The organism is Zobellella sp. An-6 (assembly GCF_052487945.1).
Window position 1 is genome coordinate 3,692,783 of sequence record NZ_CP199259.1, and the last position, 19,892, is coordinate 3,712,674.

Annotated in this window: 20 protein-coding genes and 1 other RNA gene; 4 read left to right on the forward strand and 17 right to left on the reverse strand. The window is 63.9% G+C overall.

Annotated features, from left to right (window positions below; all coding sequences use genetic code 11):
* Nucleotides 1–10: 10 nt before the first annotated feature.
* From murG to rsmI, 12 genes are all read right to left on the reverse strand, one after another.
* Nucleotides 11–1,084, reverse strand: a complete 1,074-nt coding sequence (gene murG, locus ACT7DK_RS17260) for an undecaprenyldiphospho-muramoylpentapeptide beta-N-acetylglucosaminyltransferase (RefSeq protein WP_445401326.1) — start codon at nucleotides 1,082–1,084, stop codon at nucleotides 11–13.
* A complete protein-coding gene (gene ftsW, locus ACT7DK_RS17265) occupies nucleotides 1,081–2,256 on the reverse strand; it encodes a cell division protein FtsW (RefSeq protein WP_445401328.1) in 1,176 nt (391 codons plus the stop codon). The genes murG and ftsW overlap by 4 nt, the downstream gene beginning before the upstream one ends.
* Nucleotides 2,253–3,551, reverse strand: coding sequence for a UDP-N-acetylmuramoyl-L-alanine--D-glutamate ligase (gene murD, locus ACT7DK_RS17270; protein ID WP_445402392.1), 1,299 nt, complete (start codon nucleotides 3,549–3,551; stop codon nucleotides 2,253–2,255). Before murD ends, ftsW begins: the two co-directional genes overlap by 4 nt.
* Before the next feature lie 3 nt (nucleotides 3,552–3,554).
* Nucleotides 3,555–4,637, reverse strand: a complete 1,083-nt coding sequence (gene mraY / locus ACT7DK_RS17275) for a phospho-N-acetylmuramoyl-pentapeptide-transferase (protein WP_445401330.1) — start codon at nucleotides 4,635–4,637, stop codon at nucleotides 3,555–3,557.
* Nucleotides 4,631–5,971: a UDP-N-acetylmuramoyl-tripeptide--D-alanyl-D-alanine ligase gene (locus ACT7DK_RS17280; RefSeq protein WP_445401332.1), complete on the reverse strand. Its 1,341-nt coding sequence runs from the start codon at nucleotides 5,969–5,971 to the stop codon at nucleotides 4,631–4,633. The genes mraY and ACT7DK_RS17280 overlap by 7 nt, the downstream gene beginning before the upstream one ends.
* Nucleotides 5,968–7,440 carry a UDP-N-acetylmuramoyl-L-alanyl-D-glutamate--2,6-diaminopimelate ligase gene (murE, locus tag ACT7DK_RS17285; RefSeq protein ID WP_445401334.1) on the reverse strand — a complete coding sequence of 491 codons (1,473 nt, stop codon included), beginning with the start codon at nucleotides 7,438–7,440 and terminating at the stop codon, nucleotides 5,968–5,970. The genes ACT7DK_RS17280 and murE overlap by 4 nt, the downstream gene beginning before the upstream one ends.
* The gene (locus tag ACT7DK_RS17290) at nucleotides 7,424–9,169 is read right to left on the reverse strand and encodes a penicillin-binding transpeptidase domain-containing protein (RefSeq protein WP_445401336.1); all 1,746 of its coding nucleotides are present in this window, start codon (nucleotides 9,167–9,169) and stop codon (nucleotides 7,424–7,426) included. The genes murE and ACT7DK_RS17290 overlap by 17 nt, the downstream gene beginning before the upstream one ends.
* On the reverse strand, nucleotides 9,166–9,480 hold the full coding sequence (ftsL, locus tag ACT7DK_RS17295) for a cell division protein FtsL (protein WP_445401338.1): 315 nt from the start codon (nucleotides 9,478–9,480) through the stop codon (nucleotides 9,166–9,168). Before ftsL ends, ACT7DK_RS17290 begins: the two co-directional genes overlap by 4 nt.
* The gene (rsmH, locus tag ACT7DK_RS17300; protein ID WP_445401340.1) at nucleotides 9,477–10,421 is read right to left on the reverse strand and encodes a 16S rRNA (cytosine(1402)-N(4))-methyltransferase RsmH; all 945 of its coding nucleotides are present in this window, start codon (nucleotides 10,419–10,421) and stop codon (nucleotides 9,477–9,479) included. Before rsmH ends, ftsL begins: the two co-directional genes overlap by 4 nt.
* A gap of 1 nt (nucleotide 10,422) precedes the next feature.
* Nucleotides 10,423–10,881, reverse strand: coding sequence for a division/cell wall cluster transcriptional repressor MraZ (mraZ, locus tag ACT7DK_RS17305; RefSeq protein ID WP_445401342.1), 459 nt, complete (start codon nucleotides 10,879–10,881; stop codon nucleotides 10,423–10,425).
* Nucleotides 10,882–11,239: 358 nt separating this feature from the next.
* Nucleotides 11,240–11,625: RNase P RNA component class A (rnpB, locus tag ACT7DK_RS17310), an RNA gene on the reverse strand.
* Nucleotides 11,626–11,667: 42 nt separating this feature from the next.
* Entirely contained in the window at nucleotides 11,668–12,507 is an 840-nt protein-coding gene (gene rsmI, locus ACT7DK_RS17315; RefSeq protein WP_445401344.1) for a 16S rRNA (cytidine(1402)-2'-O)-methyltransferase, read from the reverse strand.
* Between the two features lie 78 nt (nucleotides 12,508–12,585).
* Between rsmI and ACT7DK_RS17320 the strand changes: the two genes are divergently transcribed.
* The 4 genes from ACT7DK_RS17320 to dolP are packed head-to-tail and all read left to right on the forward strand — an operon-like array spanning nucleotide 12,586 to nucleotide 15,917.
* Entirely contained in the window at nucleotides 12,586–14,400 is a 1,815-nt protein-coding gene (locus ACT7DK_RS17320) for a penicillin-binding protein activator (protein WP_445401346.1), read from the forward strand.
* Nucleotides 14,372–14,737 (forward strand): YraN family protein, encoded by a 366-nt coding sequence (locus tag ACT7DK_RS17325; RefSeq protein ID WP_445401348.1) that lies wholly within the window; start codon nucleotides 14,372–14,374, stop codon nucleotides 14,735–14,737. The genes ACT7DK_RS17320 and ACT7DK_RS17325 overlap by 29 nt, the downstream gene beginning before the upstream one ends.
* An 8-nt stretch (nucleotides 14,738–14,745) precedes the next feature.
* The gene (locus tag ACT7DK_RS17330; RefSeq protein WP_445401350.1) at nucleotides 14,746–15,336 is read left to right on the forward strand and encodes a D-sedoheptulose-7-phosphate isomerase; all 591 of its coding nucleotides are present in this window, start codon (nucleotides 14,746–14,748) and stop codon (nucleotides 15,334–15,336) included.
* A 2-nt stretch (nucleotides 15,337–15,338) separates the two neighbouring features.
* Complete coding sequence (gene dolP / locus ACT7DK_RS17335; RefSeq protein ID WP_445401352.1) at nucleotides 15,339–15,917, forward strand: division/outer membrane stress-associated lipid-binding lipoprotein; 579 nt, start codon at nucleotides 15,339–15,341, stop codon at nucleotides 15,915–15,917.
* A gap of 41 nt (nucleotides 15,918–15,958) precedes the next feature.
* On the opposite strand, the gene ACT7DK_RS17340 is transcribed toward dolP, so the two are convergent.
* The 5 genes from ACT7DK_RS17340 to petA form a co-directional block, all read right to left on the reverse strand.
* Nucleotides 15,959–16,399, reverse strand: coding sequence for a ClpXP protease specificity-enhancing factor (locus ACT7DK_RS17340; RefSeq protein WP_445402394.1), 441 nt, complete (start codon nucleotides 16,397–16,399; stop codon nucleotides 15,959–15,961).
* 11 nt (nucleotides 16,400–16,410) lie between these two features.
* On the reverse strand, nucleotides 16,411–17,040 hold the full coding sequence (sspA, locus tag ACT7DK_RS17345; protein WP_445401354.1) for a stringent starvation protein SspA: 630 nt from the start codon (nucleotides 17,038–17,040) through the stop codon (nucleotides 16,411–16,413).
* Nucleotides 17,041–17,128: 88 nt separating this feature from the next.
* On the reverse strand, nucleotides 17,129–17,863 hold the full coding sequence (locus tag ACT7DK_RS17350; protein ID WP_445401356.1) for a cytochrome c1: 735 nt from the start codon (nucleotides 17,861–17,863) through the stop codon (nucleotides 17,129–17,131).
* A complete protein-coding gene (locus tag ACT7DK_RS17355) occupies nucleotides 17,860–19,077 on the reverse strand; it encodes a cytochrome b (RefSeq protein WP_445401358.1) in 1,218 nt (405 codons plus the stop codon). The genes ACT7DK_RS17350 and ACT7DK_RS17355 overlap by 4 nt, the downstream gene beginning before the upstream one ends.
* Before the next feature lie 2 nt (nucleotides 19,078–19,079).
* The gene (gene petA, locus ACT7DK_RS17360) at nucleotides 19,080–19,670 is read right to left on the reverse strand and encodes a ubiquinol-cytochrome c reductase iron-sulfur subunit (RefSeq protein WP_445402396.1); all 591 of its coding nucleotides are present in this window, start codon (nucleotides 19,668–19,670) and stop codon (nucleotides 19,080–19,082) included.
* Nucleotides 19,671–19,892: the final 222 nt, after the last annotated feature.

Here is a 19,892-nt window from a genome sequence, read left to right on the forward strand (position 1 = left end):
ACTCTCTCGTTTATTTCGCCAGCGCGCGCAGGCAGTCCGCCACCCGCTCCGCCGCATCGGTAATCGCCAGGGCCCGGGCCCGGCTGGCCATGGCCAGCAGCTGTGCCCGGTTGCCGGCCAGTTGGGTCAATTCCGCCGCCAGCCCCTCGGCGCTGAGTTCGGACTGGGGCAGCAGCAAGGCCGCGCCCTGGTCCGCCAGGGAGCGGGCGTTCTTGGTCTGGTGGTCATCCACCGCATGGGGCAGGGGCACGAAGATGGCGCCCAGGCCGGCGGCGGCGATTTCCGACACCGTCAGCGCCCCTGCCCGGCACACCACCAGATCGGCCGCGCCGTAGGCGGCGGCCATGTCGTCGATAAAGTCGCTCACCTCGGCCTCGATGCCGCGTGCCTGATAGGCGGCGCGCACCGCCTCGGCGTTGCCGCGGCCGGTCTGGTGCCGCACCCGAACGTTGCCGACCAGGGCCACCGCCTCGGGCAGGGTATCGTTCAACACCTTGGCGCCCAGGCTGCCTCCCACCACCAGCAGCCGCAGCGGCTGGGGCGAGGTGTCGATGCGCTCGGCCGGCGCCGGCAGGGCCACCACCTCCGGCCGTACCGGATTGCCGACCACGGCGGTGTCGTCCCCTTCCGCAAAGGCGCCGGGAAAAGCCATCAGTACTCGCCGGGAAATCTTTGCCAGCAGGCGGTTGGTCAGGCCGGCGGCCGCATTCTGCTCGTGCAGCACCAGCGGAATACCAGCCAGCCTGGCGGCCACGCCGCCGGGGCCGGCGGCGAACCCGCCCATGCCCAGTACCACCGCCGGCCGGACCTGGCGCAGCACCCGTCGCGCCTGCCAGACCGCCTTCAGGATCTGGAAGGGCGCCAGCAGCAGTCGCTTGAGACCGTTGCCGCGCACCCCGGCGATGTCGATGGTATGCAGCGGATAACCGTGCCTGGGCACCAGTTGGGCCTCCATCCGCTCGGCGGTACCGAGCCAGTGGATGTTCCAGCCCTCGGCCCTGAGCCGATCGGCCACCGCCAGCCCCGGGAATACATGGCCACCGGTGCCGCCCGCCATCACCAGCAGTGTCTTGGCCTCGCTCATGCCACCTCCCGCTGTCTGGCCTGCATATTGTCCCGCCGCCACTCGAAGTCGATGCGCACCAGTATGGCCACCGCCGTGCCGATCACCAGCAGGCTGGAGCCACCGTAGCTCACCAGGGGCAGGGTCAGGCCCTTGGTGGGAAGCAGGCCCGAGGCTGCGCCCACGTTGACCACCGTCTGGAAGCTGAACCAGATGCCGAGGCCCATGGCCAGATAGCCTTCGTACTGGCGGCCGCCCATCAAGACCTTCTGGCCGATGTGCAGCGCCTTGAACGCCAGCCAGGCCTGCAGCAGCAGCACCAGCAGTACCCCGGTGAAACCCAGCTCCTCGCCGAGGATGGCGAACACGAAGTCGGTGTGGGCTTCGGGCAGGTATTCGAGCTTCTGGATGGAATTGCCGAGCCCCTCGCCGAACCAGCCGCCGCGACCAAAGGCCATCAGCGACTGGGTCAGCTGGTAGCCGCTGCCGAAGGGATCTTCCCAGGGGTTGAGGAAGGACGTCACCCGCCGCATCCGGTAGGGAGAAGTGATGATCAGGAAGCCGACCAGACCGACCCCCAGCACGATCAGGCTGATAAACTGGCTGAGCCGGGCGCCGGCGAGGAACAGCATGCCGATGGTGGTCACGAACAGTACCACCACCGAGCCCAGATCCGGCTGCATCAGCAACAACACCGACATCGCGCCCATCACCGCCAGCGGCTTGAGGAAGCCACGCCACTGACCACGCACTTCCGCCTGCTTGCGCACCAGGTAGCCGGCCAGAAAGGTGAACAGGGCCAGCTTGGCGATCTCCGCCGGCTGCACGTTGATCGGGCCCAGGGCCAGCCAGCGGGTACTGCCGTTGACGTTGCGTCCCACCAGCAATACCGCCACCAGCAGCAGCAGCGCCAGGATCAGGAAGCTGCCGTTGAACTGCTGCCAGCGCATCATGGGCACCTGCAGCACCAGGCTGGCGAGCATCAGGCAGATCAGCAGGAAGGCGCCGTGGCGCTTGACGAAATAGAAGGGATCATCGCCGACGTTAATGCCCTCGGCGATGGAGGCGGAGGACACCATCACCAGGCCGATGGCCATCAGCGACAGCGCCAGCACCACCAGCTGGCGATCGTAGATGAGTCCCTGGGAGGGCCGCAGCAGCCAGTCGGTGCCGAAGGAAGGCAGCAGCTTCATAGCGCCTCCACCAGGGCCACGAAGTGATCGCCCCGGGCCAGGTAATTGGGGTACATGTCCAGACTGGCGCAGGCCGGGGCGAACAGCACCCAGTCGCCGGGGACGGCCTGCTCGGCACACCAGGCCACCGCCTGCTCCAGGTTCGCCACTTCATGGGTGTTGGCGGCCAGCCGCAGCAGCGCGGCCCTGTCCTGGCCGAAACAGGCCATGCCGGCGAGGCGTTGCTCGAGCAGGGGCTTGAGCGGGCCGAAATCCTGGCCCTTGCCCTGGCCGCCGGCGATCAGCCACAGCCGGCCGGGCACCGCTTCGGCCACGCCGGCGAGGGCCGCCAGGGTGGCGCCGACATTGGTGGCCTTGGAATCGTTGAGCCAGCGCACCCCCCGCTTCTCTGCCACGAACTGGCAGCGATGGGGCAGGCCGCCGAAGCGGTGCAGTACCGCGACCTGGGCCTCGTTCGGGATGCCGGCCCGGTCCGCCAGGGCCATGGCCGCCAGGGCGTTGAGCTGGTTATGGGCCCCGAGGATGCGCAGCGCCGACACCGGCAGCACCGGTTCGCCGTGACGGCTCAGCCAGAGTTCACCCCGGTGCTCGAGCCGGCCGTACTCCTGCTCATCCAGTCCGAAACTGACCGCCGGGCGGCCGGCCGGCGGCCGGGTCTGGTCATCCTCCCGGTTGTAGACGCACAGGCCGGCGCCCCGGTAGATACCGAGCTTGGTATCCCGGTAATGGGCCAGGGAGTCGTAGCGATCCAGGTGATCCTCGCTGATATTGAGCACGGTGGCGGCCAGCGCCCCGAGTCCGGGAGTGGTTTCCAGCTGGAAGCTGGACAGCTCCAGCACCGCCAGCTCCAGCGGCTGTGCCAGCAGATCCAGCGCCGGGGTGCCGATATTGCCGCCCACCCCCACCGCCAGCCCGGCCTCGACGGCCATCTCGCCCACCAGAGTGGTGACGGTGCTCTTGCCGTTGGAGCCGGTGATGGCGACGACGGGGGCCCGGCATTCCCGCAGGAACAGCTCCACGTCACCCACTATCTCCACTCCCGCAGCCTGGGCCTGGCGTACTGCGGGCGTGGCCAGAGGCACGCCCGGGCTGATGATGATCAAGTCCGCCGCCAGCAGGCTGTCGCTGTCGAGCCCACCGAAATGGCAGTCGATGCCCGGGGGCAGTTGCTCCTCCCCCGGCGGCCGGGCGCGGGTGTCCATCACCAGGGGACGACGCCCCCGATCCAGGCAATAGCGCACACAGGAAAGTCCCGTCTGCCCCAACCCGATGATCACTATGCGTTCCGGCAGCATCATTTATCTCACCTTGAGGGTGGCCAGGCCGATCAGCACCAGCATCAGGGTGATGATCCAGAAGCGGACTATTACCCTGGGCTCGGGCCAGCCTTTCAGCTCGTAATGGTGGTGAATGGGTGCCATGCGGAAAATCCGCTGGCCGCGCAGCTTGTAGGACCCGACCTGCAGGATCACCGACAGGGTCTCGATCACGAAGATGCCGCCCATGACCACCAGCAGAAACTCCTGGCGCACCAGCACGGCAATGGCACCCAGGGCCGCACCCAGGGCCAGGGAGCCCACGTCGCCCATGAACACCTGGGCCGGAAAGGTGTTGAACCAGAGAAAACCGAGTCCCGCCCCCACCATGGCGGTACAGACCACCGTCAGTTCGCCGGCGTGGGCCACATAGGGGATGTGCAGGTAGGCGGCGAAGTTGACGTTGCCGGTGGCCCAGGCCACCAGGGCGAAGCCGGCCGCCACCATGACGGTAGGCATGATGGCCAGGCCGTCCAGGCCGTCGGTCAGGTTGACCGCGTTGCTGGAGCCGACGATAACAAAGTAGCTGAGCACGATGAACAGCAGGCCGAGCTGAGGCATGACGTCCTTGAAGAAAGGCACCACCAGCTGGGTCTGGGCCGGATCCCGGGCGATCCAGTAGACGAAGACGGCCGCCGCCAACGCCGCCGCCGACTGCCAGAAATACTTCCAGCGGGCGATCAGGCCGTCGGTGTTCTTGCGCACCACCTTGCGGTAGTCGTCGACGAAGCCGATGGCGCCGAAGGCGCCCAGCACGAACAGCACCACCCACACATAGGGATTGGACAGACGCGCCCACAGCAACACCGACACGAAGATGGCGATAAGGATCATCAGCCCGCCCATGGTGGGAGTGCCGGCCTTGCTGAAGTGGGACTCGGGGCCATCGTTGCGCACCACCTGGCCTATCTGCAGCATCTGCAACCGGCGGATCAGGCGCGGTCCTATCCACAGGGATACGAACAGGCCGGTCAGGATGGAGATCACCGCCCTGAAGGTGAGATAGGAGAAGACGTTGAAAAAGCTGAAATGGGGGGTCAGCCATTCCGCCAGCCAGACTAGCATGCCTTCCCCTCCTGAATGGCCCGGACCACCTCTTCCATCCGGGCGCTGCGCGCACCTTTGACCAAAACCACCACCTTGTTGTGTTGTGCCAGCGCCGCGGCCAGTTCCGGCCACAGCTGCTGCTTGTTCTCGAAATGCCGGCCATGGGCCGCCGCCGCCGTATCCTTGCTGTCCCGGCCCACGGTCAGCACCAGATCGATGCCAAGCTTGCGGGCATGCTCGCCCACCCTGATGTGCATCTCCTTGCTGTAGTCCCCCAGTTCCGCCATGTCGCCGAATACGAAAATCCGGTAGCCGGGCAGGCTGGCCAGGGTGTCCAGCCCCGCCAGCACGGAGGCGACACTGGCGTTGTAGGTATCGTCGAGCAGGGTGAGACCACCCCGGGTCCACAGCTGCAGCCGGCCCTTGGCCGCGCCAAACCGGCCCAGGCCGGCGGCGATCTCCTCCAGGGTCGCGCCCAATGCCTCGGTGGCAGCGGCCGCCGCCAGGGCGTTGGCCACGTTGTGCCGGCCGGGCACCGGCAACTGCACCGCCACCTCTCCCTTGGGGGTCAGCAGGCGAAAGTGGGCGCAGCCCGCCTTGTCCAGGCCGATCTGGCGCGCTTCGTACTCCCGGTGTTCGCCGAAATACACCAGGGGGTGCTTTTCCTTCCACAGGGCACAGAAGGGGCTGTCGCCGTTGGCGATGGCCACGCCGCCAGGCTCCAGGCCGTCGTAGATCTCGCCCTTGGCCCGGGCGATGCCCTCGAGGGAGCCGAACCCTTCCAGGTGGGAGGCTTCCACATTGTTGATCAGCGCCACATGGGGGCGGGTCAGGGAGCTGGTCCAGGCGATCTCGCCGATATGGTTGGCGCCCAGCTCCACCACCGCGTATTCGGTATCCAGCATCAGTTCGCACAGGGTCAGGGGCACCCCGATCTCATTGTTGAGGTTGCCCCGGGTAGCCAGCACCTTGCCTTTCTGGCGCAGTATGGCGGCCGCCATCTCCTTGACCGTGGTCTTGCCGCAGCTGCCGGTGATGGCCAGCACGCGGGCCTGGCTCTGATCGCGAACCAGGCCGCCCAGCACGCCCAGTGCCAGCCGGGCATCGGCCACCTTGATCTGGGGCAGGTCCAGCTCCAGCCAGCGCTCCACCAACAGGGCAGCCGCCCCCTGCTCCGCCGCCTGGGCGGCGAAGTCGTGGCCGTCGAAACGCTCACCGGCCAGGGCCACGAACAGGCAACCGGCCGCCATGGGCTGCCGACTGTCGGTGGTGACCGCCAGTATGGTGCCGTCGGCGCCGCGCAGCTCGCCGCCGGACGCCAGGGCCAACTGACCGAGGCTGAGCGGGATCACGCGACCGCCTCCAACAGGGCGGCCACGGTTTCCCGATCGCTGTAATGCATCTTGTGAGTACCCACTATCTGATAATCCTCATGGCCCTTGCCTGCTACCAAAACAATATCGTCCACGCCCGCCTGTTCAATGGCATGGCGGATGGCCTCGGCCCGCTGGTGGATAACCAGGGCCGCCTCCGGCTCCAGCAATCCCCGCCGCATCTCCCCGACGATGGCCTCGGGCGCCTCGGTGCGGGGATTGTCGTCGGTCAGGATGAGCACATCGGCGCCGGCTTCCGCCGCGGCCGCCATCAGCGGCCGCTTGCCCTTGTCCCGGTCGCCACCGCACCCTACCAGGCACCAGAGCCGGCCCCGGCAATGCTGGCGCAGCGCCTGCAGCACCTGCTCCAGGGCATCGGGCGTATGGGCGTAATCCACCACCACCAGCGGCTTGCCGGGGGCGGAAAAGGGCTCCATCCGTCCGGCCACCCCGGACAATCGGGGGGCCGTGGCCAGCAGATCTTCAAGGGATTCACCCAGAGCCAACAGACTCGCCATGGCCGCCAGCAGGTTGGCCACGTTGAAACGTCCCATCAGGGGGGCGGATAATACACCATTCCCCCAGTCGGAGTTAATGGTCACTTTCAGGCCGCCACCACAAAAATGCACCGTCTCCGCCACCAGCTGGCGTCCGTTGAAATCCGCCAGCCGGCCGTGCAGGCTGTAGGCGATGGCGTCCGGGTACAAACGCAACCAGCGCCGCCCCACCACATCGTCGGCGTTGATCACCCGGGCCTTGCGACAGAGCTCGAACAGCTGGCGCTTGGCCTCGCCGTATTCGGCCATGGTGCCGTGATAATCCAGGTGATCCCGGCTCAGGTTGGTGAACACCGCCACGTCAAAATCCAGCGCAGCCACCCGGTGCTGGTGCAAACCGTGGGAAGACACTTCCATTGCCACCCGTTTGGCGCCGGCCGCCAGTTGCTCGGCCAACTGGGACTGGACCTCCAGCGCCGAGCCGGTGGTATTGACCGCCTGCTGCAACTGGCCATAGAGACCGTTGCCCAGGGTCCCCATGACCCCGGACTGGGTGCCCAACAGGCAACTCCAGTTGGCGATGAGCTGAGTGACGGTGCTCTTGCCGTTGGTACCGGTCACCCCCACCAGTTGCAGCGCGTGGGAGGGCTCCCCGTAGAACACCCCCGCCAGCAGCGACAGCTGGCGGGGCAGTTGGTAGACGCCGAGCAGACGATGATCCTGGTGATTGAGGCCGGCCTGCTCAGGGTGGTCCACTTCGAACAGCACCGCCGCCGCCCCCTGCTCCAAGGCCTGGGCGATGAAACGACGGCCGTCCAGCCGGTGCCCCTTGACCGCGATAAAGAGGCAGCCGGGCGTCACCGCCCGACTGTCCAGGGTAATGGCGCCGATGGGGATGGCCGGGGCCGACAGCCCCAGGGGTACCGCCAGATCTCTAAGTGTGAGGGCCACGCTTCGCCTCCTGTCCTGCCAGCTGGAACTGTTCTTCGGTCGCCGCGTCCGGGCGGATATTCAACAACTGCAGGGCGCCACTCATCACCTCCGCAAACACCGGCGCGGCCACCTGGCCACCGTAATACTGATCGCCCTGGGGCTCGTTGATCACCACCACCATCGCCAGGCGGGGATTGCTGACCGGCGCCATGCCGGCGAAGACCCCCACATAGTCGCTGCCGTAGCCGCCGGCGATGGCCTTGCGCGAGGTGCCGGTCTTGCCCGCAACCCGGTAGCCGGGGATGGCGGCCTGGCGGGCGGTTCCGCCCGGGCCTATGACGCTTTCCATCATCTTCAGCACATCGTCCGCATGCTGGCGCGGTATCACCTGCTCGCCCACCGGCGGCTGGCTGCGCTTGACGATGGTCAAGGGATAGCGCACCCCGCCATTGGCCAGCACCGCATAGGCCTGTGCCAGCTGCAGCGGCGTGACGGTCACGCCGTAACCGAACGACAGGGTCGCCTTCTCGATATCGGACCAGCGCCGGCGCTGGGGTACCATGCCGGTGCTCTCGCCCACCAGCCCCATGCCGGAGTCGATGCCCAGACCGAAACGGTAGAGGGTGTCGAGCAACTGTTCGGGCGTTTCCTGCAATGCCATGCGCACCATGCCCATGTTGGAGGAGCGTTGCAGCACGGTTTCCACGCTGATGGCGCCCAGGTTGCGGGTGTCAGACACCCGCTTGCCGCCCAGCCGCACCCAGCCCGGGTTGGTGTCGATGATGGAGTCCGCCCGGATGATACCGTTTTCCAGGGCGCTCACCACGATCAGCGGCTTCAAGGTGGAACCCGGTTCGTAGGTGTCGGTCACCGCGCGGTTGCGGGCACGGAAGCTCTGGTACTGGCCCCGGTTGTTGGGGTTGAAGGAAGGCGTGTTGACCATGGCCAGCACTTCGCCGGTTTTGACGTCCAGCATCACCAGGGACGCAGAGGTCGCCCGGTGGAATTCCGAGGCGCGTTTGAGTGAACGGTAGGCCAGGGCCTGGACGCGCTGGTCGATGGTCAACTGGATATGGTTGGCTTCGCGGCCTTCCGAGACCACACCCAGATCTTCCACCACCCGGCCGGTCCTGTCCTTGCGCACCCGGCGTTCGCCGGGCTGGGCGGTGAGCCATTCGTTGAAAGCCCGCTCGATGCCCTCGATGCCGCTGCCGTCGATGTTGGTCATGCCCACCAGATGGGCGTTGATCTCGCCGGTGGGGTAGAAGCGGCGCTCTTCCGGCCGCAGGTGTACCCCCGGCAGACGGAGACGGCGTATGTATTCGGCCACTGCCGGTGTCACCTGGCGCTGCAGGTAGACGAAGCGCCGCTTGGGATCCTGCACCCGGGCCCGCAGGGTTTCGCGGGGAACCCCCAGCACCTCGGCCAGGGCCTGCCAGGCCTGCTCCTTGCGCAGGCTCTGCTCTTCATGGATCTGCTTGGGGTCGGCCCACACCGCCTGCACCGGCACCGACACCGCCAGTTCCTCGCCATTGCGATCCATGATCATGCCACGGGTCGTGCTGCTGACCGCGGTGCGCAGCGAACGCAGATCGCCTTCCATCCGCAGCCGATCAGGAGAAACCACCTGGATCCAGGCGGCCCGGGCGAACAGTGCCACGAAGGCAAACAGGATGACGCCACAGACGGTCAGGAAGCGCCAACCGAGCAGCATGGGTTCTTTCTTGGTCGCGTTGCGCCTTTTCATCGTTGCGTCACCAGTTTTTCCTGGGCCGGTGCCGGCCGGTGCATCTGCAGCTTGTCCCGGGCCAGGACCTCGACCCGACTGTGTTCCATCAGGGTATTCTGTTCCAGCAGCAGGTGCCGCCACTCGATGTCCAGCCGATCCTGCTCCGCCATCAGTTCGTTGTACTCACCGGTCAGTTGGCGAGTGCCGTGGGTAATCACTATCACCGCCAGTGCCGATACCAGGGTGAGCACCGCCAGCAGCAGTTGCCACTTGTGCCGCAACAGATCCTGACCGATTTCCCTCGCCAGGTTGATGCGTCCCTCGATCACGCCGGTGTCTCCAGCCGCTCCGCTACCCGCAGCACAGAACTGCGCGCCCGCGGGTTGGCCTCCACTTCCTTCGCCGAGGGCTTCAGCGCCTTGCCGATGCTCTTCAGCAGCCGGCCTCCGGCCAGCTGCGCCTCGGTCAGGGGCAGCCCGGGCGGCACCTCGGGTCCCTTCTCCTGCTTACGGATAAAATGTTTGACCAGGCGATCTTCCAGGGAGTGGAAGCTGATCACCGACAGCCGGCCCCCGGGCGCCAGCACCCTCAGGGCGCCGTTGAGGGCCTGCTCGATCTCTTCCAGCTCGCTGTTGATATAGATGCGGATCGCCTGGAAGCTGCGGGTGGCCGCGTGTTTGTTCTTCTCCCGGCTGGGGCTGACCCGGGCGATCATCTCCGCCAGCTGGCGGGTACGGGTGAAGGGGGTCTGCTGCCGGTCATGGACGATGGCGCGGGCTATCTTGCGGGCGAATTTCTCCTCGCCAAAGGTTTTCAGCACCCAGGCGATATCCGCTTCATCCGCATGGGCCAGCCAGTCGGCGGCGCTTTGACCGCAGGTAGGATCCATGCGCATGTCGAGCGGGCCGTCCTTCTGGAAGCTGAAGCCACGCTCGGCCTGGTCGAGCTGGGGGGAGGACACACCCAGATCGAGCAGGACGCCATCGATGCGTCCCGTCAGTCCTTCCGCTTCCACCATCTGGGCCAGGCGGGAAAAGGGCCCATGCAATATCGTGAAACGGGGGTCCGCTATGTTCCGGGCCTCGGCAATGGCCTGGGGATCCCGGTCGATGGCCAGCAGGCGGCCATTGGGGCCGAGTTGGGCCAGTATGTGACGGGAATGCCCCCCCCGGCCGAAGGTACCGTCGACATAGATGCCGTCCGGCTTGATATTCAAGCCGGCCACGGCCTCGTCCAGCAATACGGTGATATGTGCCTGTTGTTGACTCATGTTATAACGCGAAGTCCCGCAGTCGTTCCGATGATTCCCAGCCTTCTCCCGGAAGGGCCTGCAGATCATCGCTAATTTGTTGTTGCCAGCGGGTTTCGTCCCAGATTTCGAAGCGGTTGAGCTGCCCCACCAGCATGATTTTTTTTTCTAGTCCTGCGTGCTGCCGAAGCGGGCCCGGTACCAGGAAACGTCCCTGGCCATCCAGTTCGCATTCGGCGGCATGGCCCAGCAGCAAGCGCTGCAAGCGCCGCTCCTGCAAGTTGGTGCTCGACAGGACACGCAGTTTTTTTTCTATCTGTTCCCATTCGACCAGGGGATAAAGCAGCAGGCAGGGATTGCTGATATCGATGGTGCATACCAGCAGCCCCTCGCACTCATCGCGCAACGAGTCCCGGAATCGTGTCGGTATAGCCAACCGGCCCTTGGTATCCAGGCTGATGGCGTGAGCACCACGCAGCATTGTGAGTCCTTACGATCTACTTTGTTCCACAAAAATCCACTTTTTCCCACCACGCTCAAGTGTAAGGAGGGGACTCAAGCTTTTCAAGCGAGGAAATGGCGGTCGGAGACAAAGGAGGACAAAGATGTTCGTTCGTGGGATTAGCCGACTGCTTTACAAGGAAATTTGCAAAAAAGTGGAGCAAATAAAATTCTCTGCTAGAAGCCGAACCCACATGCAGCCATAGCGACGGGCCGACCTGGCGGCCCCCGCCGAGCCACCATTCGATACCGCGGTCCGGCTGCCGCTGCGTCAAATTAAGAATGACGCAGCCTCGGGGCCAACAAAAAACGCAGCCAAGGCTGCGTTTTTTCAAAAATAATGGAGTCGGCCTGTAAGCCGGGTTCTGTACCGAGCGAACTCGGTCGGTAATCATTCCTCTAGGCCAGTGATCGCTCACTGGCTCAAGCAACCTACCCGCCTCCAGCGCGGGCCGCGCCTGTAGGAGGCCTATTTGGTCTTGCTCCGGGTGGAGTTTACCGTGCCACGAACTGTTGCCAGTCGCGCGGTGCGCTCTTACCGCACCCTTTCACCCTTACCTGATCCCTTGCGGGCCATCGGCGGTCTGCTCTCTGTTGCACTGGTCGTAGGCTCACGCCCCCCAGGCGTTACCTGGCACCCTGCCCTATGGAGCCCGGACTTTCCTCCCCTCCGCCCGTTTGCCCGGAGGCACAACGACGAAGCAGCGATCACCCGGCCAACTCCGGGGCGGAGTGTACAACAGTCCCCGCATCGATGCCAGCGGCCTTATTCCCGGTGTTCCAGCCCGTATTTGTAGAGGGCGTTCTTCTTGACGCCGTGGATCTCGGCGGTGAGCGCCGCCGCCTTCTTCAGGGGCAGCTCTGTTCGCAACAGTGCCAGGGTGCGCAGAGCCTCGGTCGGCAAGGCGTCACCATCTGGCCTGTGGCCCGCCACCATCAGCACGATCTCCCCCCGGCTGCGGTTGTCATCCTCCTTTAGCCACTCGAGCATTTCGGCCGCCGGCAAACTGTGAACCGTCTCGAACGTCTTGGTCAGCTCGCGGGCCACCACCAACCGCCGTGCGCTCCCCATCACCGAGATGATGGCCGTCACGCTGTCGAGCAGACGGCGGGGGGATTCGTAGAATACCAGGGTACGAGTCTCGCCCTTCAGGCTTTCCAGCTTGTCGAGACGGGCCTTGTCCTTGGCCGGCAGAAATCCTTCGAAGGCGAACCGGTCGGTAGGCAGGCCGGCGGCCGACAGGGCGGTGATGGCCGCGCAGGGCCCGGGCAGGGCGATGACCTGGACACCAGCTTCACGACAGTGGTTGACCAGGTGATAACCCGGGTCGCTGATAAGCGGCGTGCCCGCATCGGACACCAGGGCGATGCTCTGGCCATTCAACAGGCGGCCGACCAGTTGCTCCGCCTTGTACTGTTCATTGTGATCATGCAACGCCCAGGTCGGCGTACTAATCTGGTAATGGGACAGCAGCTTGGCGGTATGGCGGGTATCTTCACAGGCGATCAAATCGACCCGTTGCAATGTTTCCAGGGCACGCTGGCTGATATCATTCAGGTTGCCGATGGGGGTGGGCACAATATAAAGTGCGGCCGCTTGGCTCATGGGGACTCCTGTGCAAGCAATTGTTTCACCGTCCTGGCCCTATTACACTTAGGACCAGAATGACACAGCTTGGGATAAATGGGATTGGCGACACAATATCAACGCGACAGTGTAACACGACTGCTGTGCACCCTGGTGCTTTCCTCCGTCCTGATGGCCTGCGGCACCGGTATCCTGCAGCCCCAGGAACCACCACCGCCGGCGCCGGACATGTTCAGCCTCATCGAGCAGCCGGCCGAACAGTATCAGGCCCTGGCCGAGCGGGCCCCCGAGCCCGATGCCTTCAGCTGGCGGGTGCTGGCGATACGCGCGGCCCTGCAGCAGGGGGACACCGCCACCGCGAGCCAGCAGCTGGACGTGCTGCGCCACCAGGCATCTCCCCAGCAGCAATCCATCCTGCTGGTGCTGGAGGGCGCACTGACGCTGGCCCAGAAGAACCCGGCGGAGGCCTTGCGGCTGTTGGGCAACCTCGACAGGGCCCGGTTGTCCCGCGCCGCCATCCTCTACTCACTGCAGCTGCAGGCCAGCGCCCTGGAACAGCGGCAACAACCCCTGGAAGCCGCCAAGGCGCTGATCGAGCGGCAGGAGCTGCTCAGTGGCGGCGATCGGGAAGCCAATCGCGAGCATATCCACCGCCTGCTGCAATCCCTTTCTCCCCAGAGCCTGCGCCAGGCCCAGGGCCCGGCCAACAGCGCCCCGGCCAACGGCTGGTTCCGCCTGATGGCCATCCTCAACAGCGACAGCCTGCCGGCGGGGCAGCGGCAATGGCAACTGCAATCCTGGCTGGCCGCCTATCCGGATCATCCTGGCCAGGTCTATGCGGCCGACACGCCGGCGGAGCAGGTCGTTACCACCGCCTACCAGCCCGCCCATATCGCCGTGTTGCTGCCACTGTCGGGCCGCCTGGCGGAACAGGCCGATGCCATCCGCAACGGTATACTGAGTGCTCACCAGGGCCAGGGCTCGCGTCTCAGTTTCTTCGACACCAACGGCCGGGACATGAACGGCCTCTACCAGCAGGTGCAGCAGGCCGGTGCCGACTTCATCCTGGGCCCGCTGCTCAAGGAAGAGGTCGAGGCCCTCACCGAACTGGCCCCCGCCATGCCGGTGCTGGCCCTCAATGTCCCAGGCCAGCAGCAGGAGCTGCCCCATTTCTACTATTTCGCCCTGTCCCCGGAGGCAGAGGCCGCCGAGGCCTCCCGCCATATGTGGGAGCAGGGACACCGCCAGCCTCTGGTGTTTGCCCCCGACAACGAGCTGGGCCGCCGGATAGCCACCGAGTTCAGCCAAAACTGGCAGCAGCAGAGTGGCCGAGCGGCCATCCTGGCCTACTTCAGCGGCCAGAGCTCGATAGAGTCGGACGTGCGCCGCGCCCTGGCCAGCAGCCCGCCGCCGGCCGTGGCCGGCGTTATTCAACCCCTCGACGACAACGGCTGGACCGGCGCCCCCGAGCCCATCGATTCGGTGTTCATGGTGACCAACGCGACCGAGACCCGGGTGATACTGCCCTATTTCGACTTCGTGCGGGACAGCCGGGCCGCCCGCCTGCCCACCTATGTCACCTCGCGCAGCTATGTGCCGGACGACGAGGCTCCCATGAGCGAACTCAACGGCCTGCAACTGGCCGACATGCCCTGGATCTTCGATGGCGCACCGCAGCTCAAGGAGGAAATAGAAAACCTGTGGCCCAACGCCGGTATTAGCTGGCAGCGGCTGTTCGCCTTCGGCTACGATGCCCTGGCCCTGATCCCGCAGCTGACCCAGCTGCGCCAGGGAGCCCCCTCGGTGCCGGCCCTGACCGGGGAGCTGTCGGTTTCGCCCCAGGGGGTGTTACAGCGCCGCCTGCAATGGATGGAATACCGCAATGGCGCCTGGTTACCCGGCGGGAACTAGCCGGGCCCGGGGCGAGCAGTTCGAACGCCGGGCCGAGCAATACCTGCTCGAACAGGGCCTGAGCCTGGTAGTACGCAACTACCAGTGCCGGCTCGGTGAAATCGATCTGATCATGCGTGCCGGCACCACCCTGGTCTTCGTGGAAGTGCGCTATCGCAAGAGCGCTCACTTCGGCGGTGCCCTCGCCTCGGTCACCGCCGCCAAGCAGCAACGGTTACGCCGGACCGCCCTCAGCTACTTACAATCCCAAGGATTGAACGAATCCCGCCAGTCCTGTCGTTTCGATCTCGTCGCCTGTGACGGAAACGCTATCGACTGGATCCCCAACGCCTTTTAAGGAACCCCATGCAGGAAGAAATCAAAGCCAGCTTCACCGAAAGCATCCAGACCAAAATCGCCGCCGCCGAGGCACTGCCCGATGGCATACTGGCCGCCGCCCAGATGATGGTGATGTGCCTGCTCAACGGCAACAAGCTGCTGGTATGCGGCAACGGTGGCTCCAACGCCCTCGCCCAGCTGTTCGTCAGCGAGTTGATCAACCGCTACGAAACCGAGCGCCCGGCCCTGCCCGCCCTCTGTCTGACCCTGGATACCAGCAGCATCAGCGCCATTTCGGTGGATCAGCATTTCGACGAGGCCTATGCCCGCCAGATCCGGGCCCTGGGCCAGGCCGGCGACGTGCTGGTGGTGATCTCCACCAGCGGCCACAGCCGCAACCTGATCAAGGCGGCAGAAGCGGCCCTGAGCCGGGACATGACCATAGTGGCGCTGAGCGGCGGCGACGGCGGCGAGCTCGCCGGCCTGCTCGGCCCCAACGACGTGGAGATCCGGGTGCCGGCCCTGCGCGCGCCCCGCATCCACGAGGTCAACCTGCTGACCCTGCATTGCCTGTGCGATCTGATCGATCGCACCCTCTTTCCCAAACAGGAGGATTGACCATGAAAATCCGATTCTTGCTGTTCTTCGGCGCCGTCATGCTGCTGCAAGGCTGTGCCGGTGTCATGGTGGCCGGCGCCGGTACCGGTGTCGGCGCCGTTACCGATCGCCGGACCGTGTCGACTCAGCTGAGCGACCAGGCCATCGACATGCGCGCCCTGCACCGGCTGGGCGAAACCAAGCCGTTGTGGGACGCCAGCCGGCTGGCGGTCGTCACCACCAATGCCAAGACCCTGCTGATCGGCCAAACGCCCACCGAGGAATACCGACGCCAGGCAGAAGAGATAGTCAGGGGGGTACCCGGCGTGGCCGAGGTTTACAACGAGGTCCGCCTGGGACAGCCCCTCTCGCTTGCGGCGCGGAGCCAGGACACCTGGCTGACCTCCAAGGTCAAAAGCACCCTGCTGGCCGAGAAAAACATCGACGGCACCAAGATCAAGGTGGTTACCGAAAATTCGGAGGTCTTCCTGATCGGCCTGGTCACCCAGAAGGAAGCGGACATAGCGGTACAACTGACCCGTAGTATCAGCGGCGTAGCCCGGGTCATTACCGTCTTCGAGTTTGTCCAGGCCGCACCCTGAGCCTGGACACCATTAAAAACGCAGCCTGGCGGCTGCGTTTTTTATTTGATCACCCGCAGGTTGGGCTTGCCCTTCTTGCCGGTCGAAGGCTGGGCCTCGTCCATTTCCGGCGGGGCGGCGGCCTCGTCTTCCGCCGCCGGCGCGCTGGCCGCGGCCAGCCACGCCTCGTAGGCCGGCTCCGGCGGGAAGAAGGTGCCGGCACCGTTTTCCCTAGCCTGGATGGCAATGATGGCCGCCATCGGAATATACACCTGGAAGGGAGAACCGCCGAAACGGGCATTGAAGCTGACCGCTTCATTGTCCATCTGCAGTCCCACCACTGCCCGGGGGGCGATATTCAGCACTATCTGGCCATCCTTGACGAACTGCTGGGGCACTGCGGTATGAGGCACACCGGCATCGACCAGCAGGTGCGGTGTCAACTCGTTGTCCAGCAGCCAGTCATAAAAGGCGCGCAGCAAATAGGGCCGGCTGGGCGTCATCTCATCCATGGTTATACCTTGCCGCCGATGTCGCGTTCGGCTTCGGTCAGGGACGCCTGGAAAGACTCCCGCTCGAACAGCCGGATCATATAGGCCTTGACTTCCTTGGCACCACGGCCGGACAGTTCTATCCCCAGGGAAGGCAGACGCCACAGCAAGGGCGCCATGTAGCAATCCACCAGACTGAACTCCTCACTCATGAAGTAAGGATACTCGGCAAACACCGGGGCTATGGCCAGCAGCGCCTCACGCAGCTCCTTGCGGGCCTCTTCCGCCTTGTCACCCTGCTGGATGCGCTTGACCAGGGAATACCAATCCTGCTCAATACGGTGCATCATCAACCGGCTGTTGCCCCGGGCTACCGGGTAAACCGGCATCAGGGGCGGATGGGGAAAGCGCTCATCCAGATATTCCATGATGATGCGCGACTCGTAAAGGACCAGTTCCCGGTCAACCAGGGTCGGCACGGTGCCGTAGGGGTTCAGTTCCAGCATGTCCTCGGGCAGGCTGTCAGGCTCGACCTGGCTGATTTCCACGCTCACCCCTTTCTCCGCCAGCACGATACGTGCCTGATGGCTGTAAATATCATCAGCACCCGAAAACAACGTCATGATAGAACGCTTGTTGGCCGCAACTGCCATTGAATCCTCCGCAAATCATAAATAGGAACGGCAATGGAAGCATTTTAGCCCCATTGCCGCTCCCCTGTTCAGCTTAGACGATGTCTAATCAGTGTACGTCACGCCAGTATTCTTTCTTCAGCAGATAAGCAAAGACGAAGAAAATGGCCAGGAAGCCCAGGGTCCAGTAACCCAGACGGTGGCGTTCCAGCTTCACCGGGTCACCTGAGTAGACCAGGAAGTTGACGATATCCAGCACCGCGTTGTCATATTCTTCCGTGGTCAGCTCGCCATTGCCGTCGGACTCGATACCGACCGGTGTTTCCACTTCATGGCCGTCCACGGTACGCACTATGGTTTCCAGGCGGGCAGAGCCCTGCAGGGGTTCCAGCACATGGGGCATACCCACGGACGGGAACACCAGGTTGTTCACGCCGAAGGGACGGCTGTCATCCTTATAGAAGGAGCGCAGGTAAGTATAGATCCAGTCGGCACCACGCACCCGGGCCACCAGGGTCAGGTCAGGGGGCGGCGCACCAAACCAGTTGGCCGCATCCTGTTCGGGGATGGCACTGTGCATCAGCTCACCGATAGGCGCACCGGTGAAAATCAGGTTGGCCTGCATGATGTCTTCCGGAATGCCCAGATCCTCGGCCACGCGGTTGTAGCGCTGGTACTGGGTGTTGTGGCAGCCGGCGCAGTAGTTCATGAACAGCTTGGCCCCATTCTGCAGCGAGGCCTTGTCGCTCAGATCATAGTTGGCCTCGTCCAGGGCCACGCTGGGGCCGGCTGCCATCACCAGCGAGGGCAGCAGGGTAAAGACGGCGATGATTAACTTCTTCATTTGAACGTAACCCTCTCTGGCAGCGGCTTGGTTTTCTCGTTTTTGCTGTAGAAGAACAACAGGACGAAGAAGGCAAAATAGCCAAACGAACACACCTGAGCCAGCAGCGTCAGCACCGGCGTGGACGGCAACGCGCCCAGGACACCCAGAATAATAAAGCACACCACGAACTGGGCGATGTTGAGCAGGTGCAGCTTGCTGCGGTAGCGGAAGGAGCGCACCTTGCAGCGATCCAGCCAGGGCAGCACGAACAGCACGGCGATGGACAGCCCCATCAGGATGACGCCCATCAGCTTGTCGGGCACCGCCCGCAGGATGGCGTAGAAGGGGGTGAAGTACCAGACCGGCGCGATGTGTTCAGGCGTTTTCAGCGGGTTGGCTGCCTCGAAGTTGGGCGCCTCCAGGAGGTAGCCGCCACCTTCCGGCATAAAGAAGATCACAAAGGCGAACAGGAACAGGAAGCCGGCCACACCCACTATGTCCTTGACGGTGTAGTAGGGGTGGAAGGGGATGGCATCTTTCGGCCAGCCGTTCTCGTCCTTGTTCTTCTTGATGTCAATACCGTCGGGGTTGTTGGAGCCCACTTCGTGCAGCGCGACGATATGCAGGAACACCAGCAGCACCAGCACCAGCGGCAGGGCGATGACGTGCAGCGCGAAGAAGCGGTTCAGGGTGGCACCGGAGATGACATAGTCACCGCGGATCCACAGGGTAAGATCGTCGCCGATCACCGGAATGGCACCGAACAGGGAGATGATTACCTGGGCGCCCCAGTAGGACATCTGGCCCCAGGGCAGCAGGTAGCCCATGAAGGCTTCCGCCATCAGCACCAGGAAGATCAGCATGCCGAAGATCCACAGCAGTTCGCGCGGCTTCTGGTAGGAACCATAGATCAGACCGCGGAACATGTGCAGATAGACTACGACGAAGAAGGCGGAGGCACCGGTGGAGTGCATGTAACGCAACAGCCAGCCGTATTCCACGTCGCGCATGATGTACTCGATGGAGGCGAAGGCACCCTCACCGGACGGGTTATAGCTCATGGTTAGCCAGATGCCGGTGAGGATCTGGTTGACCAGAACCAGCATGGCCAGGGAGCCAAAGAAGTACCAGAAATTGAAGTTTTTCGGCGCGGGATACTGACCTACGTGCTTGTTGTAGGTCGCCGTCATCGGAATGCGCTCGTCGATCCAGCTTACGAGTTTACCCAGCATGGTTAGACTCCTTCCTTGTCTTCACCGACCAGGATGGTGGTATCGTTGACATAGTAATAGGGGGGAATGACCAGGTTGAGCGGTGCGGGAACCCCCTGGAACACACGACCGGCCATGTCGAACTTGGAGCCATGGCAAGGGCAGAAGAAACCGGCGCTTACCCCCTGCACCTGTTCACCGAAGGTGTTGGGCAAATAGGTCGGCGAACAGCCCAGGTGAGTGCAAAGCCCCACGGCCACAAACAGCTCCGGCTTGATGGAACGGTAAGCGTTTTGAGCATATTCCGGCTGTTGTGGCTCGTCGGAATTGGGATCCCGCAACTGGTTGTCATGCTTGGGCAGGGCATCCAGAATATCCTGGGTCCGGCGCACGACCCACACCGGGTTGCCACGCCACTCCACCCGGATCAACTGGCCGGGTTCCATCTTGCTGACGTCTACTTCTACCGGAGCCCCGGCCGCTTTTGCCTTGGCGCTGGGGTTCCACGATGCGATAAAGGGCACTGCGGCAAAAGCAGCTCCGACCCCACCCACGGCTGTGGTTGACCAGGTCAGAAATCTGCGGCGGCCGGTATCAACTGGCGCATTGCTCATCCAAAAACTCTCCCATTTGGTCTCCGCGCGTTTATTGTTCGTTCCATGCATTGAGACTGCCTTGTGACAACCGCGGCGGATATCATGGTTTCAATTGCCACAAAAAAACCCCGGAATTCTAAAGAAAAGCGCCGTATTTTACAAGGACGGGAAAAGGGCCGAAAAACTGTTATTTAGCAAGATAATTTGTTGTAAAACAACAAATTATCAGCGGATTCGTCC

Coding starts and splice junctions, on each gene's coding strand:
- murG (WP_445401326.1), bottom strand. CDS start 1,084: ATGAGCGAGGCCAAGACACTGCTGGTGATGGCGGGCGGCACCGGTGGC.
- ftsW (WP_445401328.1), bottom strand. CDS start 2,256: ATGAAGCTGCTGCCTTCCTTCGGCACCGACTGGCTGCTGCGGCCCTCC.
- murD (WP_445402392.1), bottom strand. CDS start 3,551: ATGCTGCCGGAACGCATAGTGATCATCGGGTTGGGGCAGACGGGACTT.
- mraY (WP_445401330.1), bottom strand. CDS start 4,637: ATGCTAGTCTGGCTGGCGGAATGGCTGACCCCCCATTTCAGCTTTTTC.
- ACT7DK_RS17290 (WP_445401336.1), bottom strand. CDS start 9,169: ATGAAAAGGCGCAACGCGACCAAGAAAGAACCCATGCTGCTCGGTTGG.
- rsmH (WP_445401340.1), bottom strand. CDS start 10,421: ATGAGTCAACAACAGGCACATATCACCGTATTGCTGGACGAGGCCGTG.
- mraZ (WP_445401342.1), bottom strand. CDS start 10,881: ATGCTGCGTGGTGCTCACGCCATCAGCCTGGATACCAAGGGCCGGTTG.
- rsmI (WP_445401344.1), bottom strand. CDS start 12,507: ATGAGCCAAGCGGCCGCACTTTATATTGTGCCCACCCCCATCGGCAAC.
- ACT7DK_RS17320 (WP_445401346.1), top strand. CDS start 12,586: ATGGGATTGGCGACACAATATCAACGCGACAGTGTAACACGACTGCTG.
- ACT7DK_RS17325 (WP_445401348.1), top strand. CDS start 14,372: ATGGCGCCTGGTTACCCGGCGGGAACTAGCCGGGCCCGGGGCGAGCAG.
- ACT7DK_RS17330 (WP_445401350.1), top strand. CDS start 14,746: ATGCAGGAAGAAATCAAAGCCAGCTTCACCGAAAGCATCCAGACCAAA.
- dolP (WP_445401352.1), top strand. CDS start 15,339: ATGAAAATCCGATTCTTGCTGTTCTTCGGCGCCGTCATGCTGCTGCAA.
- ACT7DK_RS17340 (WP_445402394.1), bottom strand. CDS start 16,399: ATGACGCCCAGCCGGCCCTATTTGCTGCGCGCCTTTTATGACTGGCTG.
- sspA (WP_445401354.1), bottom strand. CDS start 17,040: ATGGCAGTTGCGGCCAACAAGCGTTCTATCATGACGTTGTTTTCGGGT.
- ACT7DK_RS17350 (WP_445401356.1), bottom strand. CDS start 17,863: ATGAAGAAGTTAATCATCGCCGTCTTTACCCTGCTGCCCTCGCTGGTG.
- ACT7DK_RS17355 (WP_445401358.1), bottom strand. CDS start 19,077: ATGCTGGGTAAACTCGTAAGCTGGATCGACGAGCGCATTCCGATGACG.
- petA (WP_445402396.1), bottom strand. CDS start 19,670: ATGAGCAATGCGCCAGTTGATACCGGCCGCCGCAGATTTCTGACCTGG.